Raw genomic sequence first — 11914 nt, 5'->3', positions numbered from 1 at the left:
GATTTTTTCAGAATTCAAATATGAGTCCTATATGATATACCTGATATGATTAGGAAATGCTATATAGCGATCCTAATTTAAACTTTAATAAAACAGCGTTTCCGATACATTAAGACAGCAACACCATACCAAAATAACACGGTAACAAGCCCAAATAAAAATGAGCCGTTGAAATTTCCCGCCCAAGATGCAAAGATATTTTGGTAAATCCAATTGTAGATACTAATGGCGGTTTCACCTGTAACAATTTGGGTTTTGGCTGTGATTTTGATTAATAAGACGGATGCAATAAAAAGAGCGATCGCATTTAATCCCATGATCTCAAATGGTTTACTCCAGCGTTTTATTACCCTTACTTCTATTAATTCATAACAAGCTGCTAATAACATTAACGCCCAACCAGTTGTAAATAAAACATAGGAACTTGTCCATAGTTTTTTGTTAATGGGAAATGCTACATCCCAAATAATCCCAATTACTAAACAACACAAACCAAATAAGACTAAATCCATACTTGTTTGTGAATTAGTTTGTTTTTTATCTTTTATCCATTCCCCAGCAAAATAACCAGCTAAGACGCTAACTATCGCCGGAATAGTGCTGAAAATTCCTTCAGGATCTCCCAGAAAATTAAATCCATCACCTTTATATAAATGTGGTTTGGGAATAATTAACCTGTCAATAAATGCGCCAAAATTACCTTCTGGTGTTAGCACTCCCGCACCATATTCGGGAACTGGGATATACATCATTGTTAACCAATAACCAATAAGTAAAACCCCTGCTAATATCCATTGACTTTTGCGTGGTAGTTTTAAAACTATCAAGGATGCAAAAAGGTAACTTAAGCTAATACGTTGTAGCACTCCCATCAAGCGAATACTACTCAAGTCAAAAGTCCAAACACCTTTATTCCAAAAGCCGTTAAGTAGCAACCCTAAAATAAAGAGAATTGCAGCACGGCGCAGAATACGTAAGTAAACCTCTTTGGCAGGTTTATTGTCTGCGGTGTATTTTGATAAAGAGAAAGTCATTGCTACACCAACAATGAATAAAAAGAATGGAAATACTAAATCTGTGGGTGTACACCCGTTCCATTCAGCATGGTCTAAGATTGAATACTTATCATCTGCGACTCCCACCATATTAACGAGAATCATTCCCGCAATGGTGATACCGCGAAATACATCCAGTGAAGTCAGGCGCATAAACGGAATAGTTTATATTATGACTATCTACCCTACCCCGCTTGATGCACGTTATCAAGAAAAATTGATAATCTAAGTTACAAGGTAAAATTTTATTAAGTAATGTTTGAATTTTTAATTTTTTAATATGGCTATCAAAGTTGGAGATACAGCGCCTGATTTTAACCTACCCGCCCAAAACGGTGTAAATGTCAGCCTAAGAGATTTTCGTGGTCAAAAATCTGTAGTCCTTTATTTTTATCCCAAGGACGACACACCTGGATGTACTGCGGAATCTTGCGCTTTTCGAGATCAATATGAAGTGTTTAAAGCTGCTGGTGCTGAAGTTATTGGCGTAAGTGGTGATTCTAGCGAGTCTCATCAGAAGTTTGCAGCCAAGCACAATTTACCTTTTACGCTTTTGAGTGATAAAGGTGATCAAGTGCGGAAGTTATACGGTGCAACTACAGCGTTTGGTTTTATCCCCGGCCGGGTGACTTATGTAATTGATAAAAACGGCATTGTTCAATATGTGTTTGATTCCATGTTGAACTTTAAAGGTCATGTTGAGGAAACTTTAAAAACATTGCAACAGTTAGCTGCAATGTAACAGGGAACAGGGAACAGGGAACAGGGAACAGGGAATAGGGAATAGGGAATAGTTGATGATTCTTCCCAGTCCCCAGTTCCCAGTTCCCAGTTCCCAGTCCCCAGTCCCCAATCCCCTAAAATTAGACTTTAGACTTTTCTGGTACAGCTACGTTAGTTGTTTTACCGTTTTTGCCGTTAGTTTGACCGTTACCGTTGCGGGGTTGAATCACCCCAAAACCGCCATGGTTACGTTCGTAAATGACGTTTATCTCTCCTGTTTCGGCATTGCGGAACATATAAAAGTCATGTCCCACGAGTTGCAGTTGTTCTTGCGCTTCTGCCAGAGTCATGGGGGGCATAGAAAAATATTTGGTACGGACGACTTCCCCTGGTAGTTCTGGTGTGCGATCGCCTATTAAATCTGCCACTGGTTCAGCAATTACCGCTTCAGTAGTTGGTATAGGCTGGGTTTTGTGATCTTGTCGTCTTTCTTTATATTTACGCAGTTGACGGGCTATTTTATCTGCCACCAAGTCAATACTGGCATATAAATTCTCGCTGCTTTCCTCCGCACGGATGACGCTACCATTCGCATAGATAGTGACTTCCGCCGCTTGCTTTGTACTAATTCGGGGATTGCGAGCTACGCTCAAATGGACATCCACTTCGTTAGTGATGTTCTGAAAGTGATTAACTGCTTTTTCAATTTTTTGATGCACATATTCGCGAATTGCATCAGTAATTTCAATATTTTTGCCGTGGATGACAAGCTTCATGTAAACTCTCCCGCTCAATATTTATTTGATGTGAATGTGTTTTGTATGAACAGAGATTGCGGTAAGGTCTATCACTGCCGCCAATACAAATTATTAACTGCTTTTGATGTACGGCTGTCGTATATGCTGTCAGGTTTTTGCATCTTAATGATAAGTACCTCTAGCCTCGATTTACCTTTTTTAAACTCTGTGCTGGTATCCAAATGATTACCAGACTATCTGAATCTCGGAGGAAAAACCCTCAATCAATAACTTTTAGCTGTTTTGTAACTGCTTTCTTAGTTTGAGCAAGCTTGACAAATCTAGAAGTATTTGCTCTTGGTCTTCTGCTGTTGGCTCGCTGTTTCTGTATAATGCCAGCCTTAATAAAAGTTTTTATCCTGATATTATAGCTGTAAACAACTTCTGGAAAATGCCATCAGCCATTTTGCTCCTATTGTTTTGGCTTGATGCTTATTGCAGGGAGTTCCTCCTAACACCATTGAGGTTATACATTCAAATTAGCACTTTGTGGGGAATAAAGTTTATTCTGTTGACTTTCCTTTAAAATCCTTTGCATACCTTGACATTTAGGGACTCAATGTTCGCTCTTTAGCAAAATATTTGCTCATTTATCCCATTGATTTTTAGCATGATTTATAGTAGTAAACCACATAGTTGTCTTTTATATAATCAAGGACTGATGCCCTATTTAGATGCTCTTCAATGGCAGCGATCGCTACTCACGGAACGCATCAACAACCCTAATCTAGAAGACGTACTCATCTTACTAGAACATCCCCCTGTCTACACTTTGGGACAAGGTGCAAACCCGGAATTTCTCAAATTTGACCTTGACAAAAGTGAGTATCATCTGTATCGAGTTGAAAGAGGTGGCGAAGTCACTTACCACTGTCCTGGGCAACTGGTGGGGTATCCTATTTTAAATCTGCATCGTTATCGTCAAGATTTGCATTGGTACTTGCGCCAACTTGAGGAAGTGATAATTCGCGTTTTAGCAAAGTATGATTTACAAGGAGAGCGTATATCCGGTTTTACTGGTGTGTGGTTGGAAGGACGCAAAGTTGCAGCTATCGGCATCAAAGTTAGTCGTTGGGTAACTATGCACGGTTTTTCCTTGAATGTTTGTCCTGATATGACAGGATTTGAGCGCATTGTACCTTGTGGTATCACTGATAAAGCTGTAGGCAGTTTAGCCGAATGGATTCCTGGTATCAAATGTTTAGAAATACGTGATCAAATAGCTCAGTGTTTTTCTGAAGTATTTGGTGTGAAATTAGTAGATTCTCAGTATCGACGGTATTAGATAAAACAATTATAAAATCTAAATCCTAGAAAAATTGACTAAAAATTACTAATTTCCAAGCAGGTTTAATGAAGTCTTCAACTATTTAGTTTGGTTTTGGAGCAATTATGTAAATTTTTCAAGAAGATTATGATCTAAGTCACTTTTAAATCACAGTATTTAATCTAAGATATACTTGTTTGTCATCCAATCTGCCCACTTATTGTAAAAATCAACAAAAGACGTGCTTGTGCATTACTCCGATAATCTACAGGTAAATATCTCCTCATATAGCACCCTCAAACAACGAGACTGGGAAGCTTTGACTTCACTATTTGACAGAGACGACAGTGAGGAAATTGAAGCGGAAATTAAAAGCAAACTGGTGTGGTTAGTACCCGAACCATGCTGGGAAGATAATCCCTTTGAATTTTTACAAGAGTTTCTTTAAAATTGAAAATTCTGGATATTTTAGAGACATTAAATTCTCCCATTTAGACAAATGTCTAGTGCGATCATCCATTTCTTGATTTCTTTAAGGTTGTTCACAATATGTAGAGCATAAATACTAAAATTAGCACTTGTTACAATTTTGGTAACAAGAATATTATTTACCCTTACTATAGTATAGATTAATGAAAAATTAGGGATAAACCCTGAAGGGGTAATGTTTAAAGATATTCGAGACTATCAAATTCTATTTCTGAGTCTGTTCCTAATCTTGGGAATTGGGACTAGGGACTGGACACTGCGGCCTGAGTTAATTTTAATTGCGATCGCCACTTGTCTAGTCACACAATCTATATTTTCATCAGTCACCACCAAAGAAGCAAACATCAACCTTCGTAGTCCTTTAATCACTGCTCTAGGACTCAGTTTACTACTACGGGCTGACCATTGGACAACAATGGTGTTAGCTGCTACAACGGCGATAGGTAGCAAATTTGTCTTCCAAACTGGTGATAAACATTTTTTTAACCCTGCCAATTTTGGCATTATTTCTGCCTTAGCATTAACCCCTGACGCTTGGGTTTCCCCTGGACAATGGGGTGAAGAATGGTGGTATTGTCTGTTATTTGTCGGTACTGGGGGTATGATTTTAAACCGGGTTGGTCGTTGGGATACCACCGCCGCTTTTTTAGGTGCATATTCCCTACTAGAAGCTGTGCGTAATATTTGGCTAGGTTGGACTTGGGATGTTTATTTACATCGGTTGATGAGTGGTTCTTTGTTATTATTTGCGCTGTTTATGGTGACAGATCCCCGGTCTATTCCTAACGCCCCCATCGGTCGAATAATTTGGGCAGTTTCTATTGCCATCATCACCTTTATTTTGCGGAATTATTTCTACCTTTCTACCGCAGTTTTTTGGGCTTTATTTGCCCTTGCACCTTTAACTATTCTCATAGATACCCTTTGGTTTGCTCCTAGATTTTCTTGGTTACAAGAAAAAAATCCTTAATTAAAAAATTTCAGATTTTAATCACTAATTACCAAAACAATGAAAAATTTTCGCCTATTCATTCCCTTACTAATAGCACTTTTTACGGTTCTATCTTTTGCCCCTAATGCCTTAGCTTTTTGTGGTTTTTATGTTGCTAAAGCTGATACTAAATTGTATAACCAAGCTTCTCAAGTGGTGATTGCTAGGGATGGGAATAAAACAGTATTAACAATGGCCAACGACTTTCAAGGTGAAGTTAAAGATTTTGCCATGGTCGTACCTGTACCCACAGTAATAAAAGAAGAACAAGTGCGCGTTGCCCAACCTAATATTATTGAAAGATTGGACGCTTTTAGCGCCCCCAGATTGGTAGAATATTTTGATGAAGATCCTTGTTCTCCACAGATCAGACCACAGTCACTATTAGCACCAACGGCAGCTACAAGAGGTGGACGTGCTGAAGAAAAAACAATGCAAGATAACAGTTTAGGTGTTACTGTTGAGGCACGGTTTAATGTCGGTGAATATGATATTTTGATCCTCAGTGCTAAAGAATCTAATGGTTTAGAAACTTGGCTGAGACGCAATGGTTATAAAATGCCTAGAGGAGCAAATCAATTATTAAAACCTTACGTTCGTTCCTCAATGAAGTTTTTTGTTGCTAAGGTTAATTTAGATAAATTTAAGGAATCTGGTTATCAATTTCTCAGACCTTTACAAATCTCCTACGAGTCACCCAAGTTTATGTTACCCATTCGTTTGGGGATGATTAACTCTAAGAATGAACAAGATTTAATTGTTTATATTCTCTCACCTCAAGGACAAGCTGAAGTTACTAACTACCGCACGGTAAAAGTTCCCTCTAATGTGAATATTCCTGTGTTTGTCAAAAACGAATTTGGCGACTTTTATAAATCCATGTTCCAGAATTCTTACACCAAAGAAGATAAAAAAGTTGCTTTTCTGGAATATGCTTGGGATATGGGTAATTGTGATCCTTGTTCTGCTGAACCTCTCAACCCCGAAGAACTCAAACAAGCTGGTGTATTTTGGTTAGATAATAATTCTAGTGATGCTATAGTATCACCTGGGTTTGGTCGTGGTCGTTCTTTCTCCACAAGTAATGTTTTCATTAGTCGTTTGCACGTCCGCTACACTCGCAATAAATTCCCTGAAGATTTGATGTTTCAAACCACTTCTAACCGTGAATCTTTTCAAGGACGTTATGTTTTACAACATCCCTTTACAGGCAATTTACAATGTTCTGCTGGTAGAGAATATAGAAGGTCATTATCTCGACGTTTTGAACAAGAAGCGCAAACTTTAGCGCAATTAACAAACTGGAAAATTCAAGATATTCGCCAAAAAATGCAGCTTAATGTTGGTAATTTCACAAGTTCTTGGTGGGAAAATATCTTGATGTTTTTTGGATTTTAAATAATTCAAAATAATCATAACCATAACCAATCAATTATAACCAGATCCCCGACTTCTTTGAGAAGTCGGGGATCTATAAGAAGTCGGGGATCTATTATTTAATTCTTGGATGCTGTGGACGACAAGGACTTCCCCAACACACTTGACCTGCTGGCATATCAGCAAATACACTGCTACGCGCACCTATAACGGCATTTGCGCCAATTTTTACTCCTGGTGCAATAAAACAGTCTGTTGCTACCCATGCACCGTTACTAATGGTAATACTTGCGGTTTTTAAGCTAAAAGCTGGATCATGAATATCATGACTACCTGTACAGAGATAACTTTTTTGGGAAACTACGCAATGTTCACCAATGTGAATCTGATCAATACTGTAAAAAACTACATCATCACCAATCCAACTATAATCACCGATGGTAACTTTCCAAGGGTAGGTAAAACGGGTTGTGGGACGAATTACTACACTTTTACCAATTTTAGCCCCAAATAGCCGGAGGAGGGCGCAGCGGAGATTATTCAGGGGGTGGAGAGTAAGTGGAAATGCCATCGCTTGTACTAACCACCATAACAAAACATACCAACCTGGACGACCCCGATCAAACCCAGATTGGTCATATTTACGTAAGTCTACATAAGGTTTTTCATTGTTCATTGGGGATTGGGGATTGGGGATTGGGGATTGGGGACTGGGGATTGGGGATTGGGGATTGGGGATTAGGGATTGGGGATTGGGGATTGGGTAAAATTCATCAACTCCTGCCTTTTGCCTTTTGCCTTTTCCTAATGACTAATAACTAATAACTAATCACTAATGACTAATGACTTAAATTGCTGTTTTTTCAACTTCTTTATTTACGGGTTGGGAATTAGATTTAGAGGTTTTAGCAATGTTTAATTTTCCGCCTAAAGTCCGTAATTCGTAAAGTTTGACTCCAATTTGATATTCATATTGACTTAATAAGCGTCCATAGATATATCCGGCTTTGCCATCTAAAAAACCACGCTGAATAATGTAAAATAAAATAAACCTTAATAATGGTTTAAATGGCAAACGTACCCAGACGGTTTTTAAGAAACGTTTCCTTTGTACTGCATCACCAAATAGATTTGCGCCAATAGTATTACTGTTATCTTTGCCTGAGAGCAAATTAAAATAAACACGGGCTTCCCAATTAGAATAACGGTTATGTCTTTCTAACCAGTGATATAAATCTCGGAAGTCTTCGTGGAGCATATCATGTTTGAGATACCCCACTTTTCCCTGTAAAATCACGTGTTCGTGAACTTCGTTATCGCCTGTGTTTGGGATATCTTCAGTGTTTAGGTTTTCGTAGCGGCCTTTTTGATGTTTAAATAATCGCAAATTCCAATCAGGATATTTACCACCATGACGAATCCATTTTCCTAAGAAAAATACACGGCGATTGATATAATAACCATTACATTCATCGGTTTGGATTAATTCAGCAATTTCTGCCCAAGATTCTGGTGTGATGCGTTCATCACAATCAACTATCAATACCCATTCATTGCGAAAAGGTAAGTTTTCTAATGACCAATTTTTCTTTTTTGGCCAACTGCCATTAAATTTAAATTGTACGACTTTAGCACCATAACTTTCGGCTATTTCGATGCTTTTATCGCTACTTTGGGAATCGACCACAAAAATTTCATCAGCTACTTGTAAACTTGTGAGACAAGCTGGTAAGTTTGCTTCTTCATTTTTAGCGGGAATGAGTACAGAAACTGGTATTTTAGATGACATAATAATTGTTAATTTATTTTTTTGTTTGCTCTTTGTTTGCTTTAGATATCAGTCCATGAATGGCAGCATTTAAGTAACCAATCTGACCATAAGCATAAACTAGTTTATCAAATCTTTCGGCTGGATCAGTAATATATTGTAATGATTTATATAAGCCACGTAAAAACTTTTCGCTACCTCGTTGTAGTTGTCCGATATCGGCTGTACCTGCTAGTTGTTCTCGATAACATTCACTAATACCTTGCCACCAACCCCGGTTTAAAAACCAGGAGGGTTTTAGCCGTTCTGGGGCGACATTGTGAGCAACTAAGGCTGCTGGCAGATAAGCGACTTGCCAACCACGCTGGAGGGCAAATTCGGTCATTTGCAGTTCTTCGTTGGATAAGAGATTTTTGCCGACTCTTCCCAGTTGCGGATCAAAGCCTCCTATTTCTTCTAGAAAACTACGACGGATGGAGTAATTTAAGCCTCTGGGGGTAGAACCTGGTTGTTCAATGTAAAGGTTGTTGTTTCCTAAGTCGTAAGCTCCTAAGTTAGCAGCTAGTCCGGGAGATAACCACTTTGGTGGTTGGATTTTTGGTGGCCAGATGAGGGTAACTTTACCACCGGCGATCGCTAATTTGGGATTGTTTTGATATGCAGAATATAAAACTTGTAACCATTGGGTACTAGCTACTGCATCATCATCTAAATAAGCAAGAATGTCAGCACTAGCAGTTTTAGCGCCTGTATTGCGAGCTACAGATAAGCCAATGGTGGGTTCAAAAATATAGCGGAGGTGGGGATGGTGGGATCTTTGTTCTACGACTTCACGAGTGCGATCGCTTGATCCATTATCCACTACCACGATTTCAAAGTTAGCACTCAACTCCTGGATCAATAGGCTGTCAATTGCTGCACCTAAATAGGTATCTCGATTGTGAGTACAAATGATGGCAGAGATTTGGATATTTGGCATAGTCTGGCTTTGGTATTGGCAAATTCGAGTTTTATCGGAAAATACTCAATTCATCTGCTCTTTTTCTGTTAATCTACCCCAATATTTACCCAATTTACCAACCATATTTTCACTGTTGTAAATTTTATGGCTGTTTTTAATAGTTTCATAATCAAGAGGTTACGTCTGCTGAATATGACTGTGTAAAGCGACAAGAGTTTCCGCTAATTGACTCAAACGTGTTTCTATGTATTGTTTGCGTCCAAACAGTTGACGTAATTTTTGGTAACGAGCGATCGCCATGCTGACATTAGGAACTTGATCTACTGAACATTGACGCGACCAGACTTTACCCGCTGCATCAATTCCACAAAGACGGTAGCCAGTACGGGATGAAGATGGATAGGATGCTTTATCTCCAGAGTCGCAAATTTCTTGGACATAATCCATCAGCCTCTCAACTTCTGCATGACGTAGTGTAGCAGTTCCCCCTGGTTCTGGTTCTTGGGGATTGGATTCTAACCAGCCATTAATCACCGGACCTTCTAAGTAAATATCTTGGATTTGCTGGAGAATTGTTTGTAACTCTGTTTGCCAATTGGCGACAGTCTCCTGAATGTCTTGTAAGAGATTCATGGCAAAGGCTGGATTTGCACCATGACGATGATTACTAAAGCTCGGTGTTTTAAACTTAGGTAGGCTGGGTGTGTGGCCTCCAGTGTCTTGGGTAGGGAAAGTTTGTACGGAATTATTTTTAGGAAATAAATGCTGTTGTGAGTCAGAGTAGATACCTGTATTTGTATCTATATCAATATCAATATCAACTGTATTGATACCTTCATCTGCTGAAGTTTCTCTACTTTCTTTGGTTTTGTTAGCTCCAACGCTAATTCTAAAAGAAAATGGGCGTTTGGTTGCATCAACTGCTTCTGATGGTAATTCGGTGCTACGTATCCCTAAATCATGTAACGTAGCTTCAATGCGTTTTAAACCTGGTTTCATAATATAGATCCTGAAGCTTGTAATAGTTAGTGGTATTGAATAATTTCTAATTGGGAGTTTGTTAAAAAAGCAAATTTATGGAAAAACTTCCCTTTATTGTATAAGAAATAATAGTAATTTATAAGAATCTTAACTGAAAATCTGGACAGTTGTGAACACAAATATGGCAGTATAATTATGAGTAGAGTTATTTTAGTAACAGGTCCAGCACGCTCAGGGAAAAGTGAATGGGCGGAAAATTTGGCAATCCAGTCCGATAAACCAGTTGTTTATATAGCCACAGCTACTGAAGATCCCCATGATCAAGAGTGGCAAAAACGTATTCAAAAACACAAAGAACGCCGTCCTCAAGATTGGGTAACTCTCTATGCACCAGTGGAACTTGCTGCTACTCTCAGTAATACCAAGGCTGATACCTGTATTTTGATTGATTCTCTAGGAACTTGGGTCGCTAATTTTTTGGAACAAGATGATTTAAACTGGGAAAAAACTTTGGCACAATTGTTAACAGTAGTATCTTTAAGCGAGGCTGATTTGTTATTTGTTGCCGAAGAAACAGGTTGGGGTGTAGTTCCAGCTTATCCCATTGGTCGCAAGTTTCGCGATCGCTTGGGTGCTGTAGTCCGTCAGTTAGGTGCAATTTGTGAGACTGTTTACTTAGTTACTGGCGGTCATGTCCTTAATCTCAGTGTTCTCGGTTTTCCCTTAACAGCAACGAAGTCTGAATCTAATAAATTAAGTTAACTTAAGTTAAGGATTTAAGTGAAAATTAAAGATTCAGCAGATAAAATTTCAAAATTATCAACTAAAATTAGGTTATGGCAAACAAACAAGAAGTAAAAAAATATCTTTCTCACTGGTTTCAATTAGGGAAGAAAGTGATAGTAGGTCATAGTCATCAAAGCTTCTCTCCGAACCCAGTGATAAAGGGCGATCGCTATAGCCCAGAGTTTGAAGAGTCTTGGGAAACAATTCTTTCCTTAGAAACTCGTGACTGCTATTTAGAAGGCACTCAAGAAACTATAGCTGAACTGTTAACCCCCAATTGGGAAATCCTACCTTGTGGACGCTGCGCTATGCCAGTACCCATCAAGACTATGGGAATGCCATCCACACTTTGTCCTTGTTATTATTTGTCCACTTGGCCTAACAATGAACTACCACAGCCAAGATGCCCAGTTAATAGTCAAGAACAATTGACAGAAATTCGTGATGCCTGTGGTGAGCGAAGCTATAACTTAATGCGTAACCTATCATGATCAATTTAGCAACTTGTTAACGAAATAAGTTGTTAAATTATAATCCTTAATGTTTTTTAAATTTGCTTAATATATTTTTATAAAATTAGTTTTTTCGTAAGAATTCAGGTGAGGCGATAAGATCCCCGACTTCTTTTGTTTATTGTGTCCATAAATGATAAATTGATCTGGTGAAGTCGGGGATCTGGGTATGAACTATAGGACTCATATTTGAATTTTGAAAAAATC

General features: G+C 38.5%; 13 protein-coding genes. 7 read left to right on the top strand and 6 right to left on the bottom strand.

Annotation, left to right across the window (positions count from 1 at the left end; translation table 11 throughout):
* Positions 1 to 77: 77 nt before the first annotated feature.
* Positions 78 to 1208 carry an acyltransferase family protein gene (locus VB694_RS08275; RefSeq protein ID WP_323359832.1) on the bottom strand — a complete coding sequence of 377 codons (1131 nt, stop codon included), beginning with the start codon at positions 1206 to 1208 and terminating at the stop codon, positions 78 to 80.
* A gap of 127 nt (positions 1209 to 1335) precedes the next feature.
* Between VB694_RS08275 and VB694_RS08270 the strand changes: the two genes are divergently transcribed.
* Positions 1336 to 1797, top strand: coding sequence for a peroxiredoxin (locus tag VB694_RS08270; protein WP_323359831.1), 462 nt, complete (start codon positions 1336 to 1338; stop codon positions 1795 to 1797).
* A gap of 121 nt (positions 1798 to 1918) precedes the next feature.
* Here the strand turns inward: VB694_RS08270 and hpf are convergent, their stop codons facing one another.
* Entirely contained in the window at positions 1919 to 2554 is a 636-nt protein-coding gene (gene hpf, locus VB694_RS08265) for a ribosome hibernation-promoting factor, HPF/YfiA family (protein WP_323359830.1), read from the bottom strand.
* A gap of 631 nt (positions 2555 to 3185) precedes the next feature.
* Here hpf and lipB point away from each other — a divergent pair.
* From lipB to VB694_RS08245, 4 genes are all read left to right on the top strand, one after another.
* Positions 3186 to 3860, top strand: a complete 675-nt coding sequence (gene lipB / locus VB694_RS08260) for a lipoyl(octanoyl) transferase LipB (RefSeq protein ID WP_323359829.1) — start codon at positions 3186 to 3188, stop codon at positions 3858 to 3860.
* A gap of 229 nt (positions 3861 to 4089) precedes the next feature.
* Positions 4090 to 4290 (top strand): hypothetical protein, encoded by a 201-nt coding sequence (locus VB694_RS08255; protein ID WP_323359828.1) that lies wholly within the window; start codon positions 4090 to 4092, stop codon positions 4288 to 4290.
* A gap of 216 nt (positions 4291 to 4506) precedes the next feature.
* A complete protein-coding gene (locus VB694_RS08250; RefSeq protein ID WP_323359827.1) occupies positions 4507 to 5301 on the top strand; it encodes an RnfABCDGE type electron transport complex subunit D in 795 nt (264 codons plus the stop codon).
* Between the two features lie 39 nt (positions 5302 to 5340).
* Positions 5341 to 6720 (top strand): DUF2330 domain-containing protein, encoded by a 1380-nt coding sequence (locus VB694_RS08245; protein WP_323359826.1) that lies wholly within the window; start codon positions 5341 to 5343, stop codon positions 6718 to 6720.
* A gap of 94 nt (positions 6721 to 6814) precedes the next feature.
* On the opposite strand, the gene hpsU is transcribed toward VB694_RS08245, so the two are convergent.
* From hpsU to VB694_RS08225, 4 genes are all read right to left on the bottom strand, one after another.
* The gene (hpsU, locus tag VB694_RS08240) at positions 6815 to 7375 is read right to left on the bottom strand and encodes a hormogonium polysaccharide biosynthesis acetyltransferase HpsU (protein WP_323359825.1); all 561 of its coding nucleotides are present in this window, start codon (positions 7373 to 7375) and stop codon (positions 6815 to 6817) included.
* 171 nt (positions 7376 to 7546) lie between these two features.
* Positions 7547 to 8488, bottom strand: a complete 942-nt coding sequence (locus VB694_RS08235) for a glycosyltransferase family 2 protein (RefSeq protein ID WP_323359824.1) — start codon at positions 8486 to 8488, stop codon at positions 7547 to 7549.
* 13 nt (positions 8489 to 8501) lie between these two features.
* Entirely contained in the window at positions 8502 to 9446 is a 945-nt protein-coding gene (locus VB694_RS08230; protein ID WP_323359823.1) for a glycosyltransferase family A protein, read from the bottom strand.
* Positions 9447 to 9605: 159 nt separating this feature from the next.
* Positions 9606 to 10427: a hypothetical protein gene (locus VB694_RS08225; RefSeq protein ID WP_323359822.1), complete on the bottom strand. Its 822-nt coding sequence runs from the start codon at positions 10425 to 10427 to the stop codon at positions 9606 to 9608.
* 177 nt (positions 10428 to 10604) lie between these two features.
* Between VB694_RS08225 and cobU the strand changes: the two genes are divergently transcribed.
* Positions 10605 to 11171, top strand: a complete 567-nt coding sequence (gene cobU, locus VB694_RS08220; protein ID WP_323359821.1) for a bifunctional adenosylcobinamide kinase/adenosylcobinamide-phosphate guanylyltransferase — start codon at positions 10605 to 10607, stop codon at positions 11169 to 11171.
* A 74-nt stretch (positions 11172 to 11245) separates the two neighbouring features.
* Positions 11246 to 11686 (top strand): hypothetical protein, encoded by a 441-nt coding sequence (locus tag VB694_RS08215; RefSeq protein ID WP_323359820.1) that lies wholly within the window; start codon positions 11246 to 11248, stop codon positions 11684 to 11686.
* Positions 11687 to 11914 lie beyond the last annotated feature (228 nt).

The organism is Anabaena sp. UHCC 0451, from assembly GCF_034931405.1.
Classification (GTDB): Bacteria; Cyanobacteriota; Cyanobacteriia; order Cyanobacteriales; family Nostocaceae; genus RDYJ01.
The sequence above is the reverse complement of the archived record's forward strand: the minus strand, read 5'-3'. Positions and strand labels throughout refer to the sequence as shown.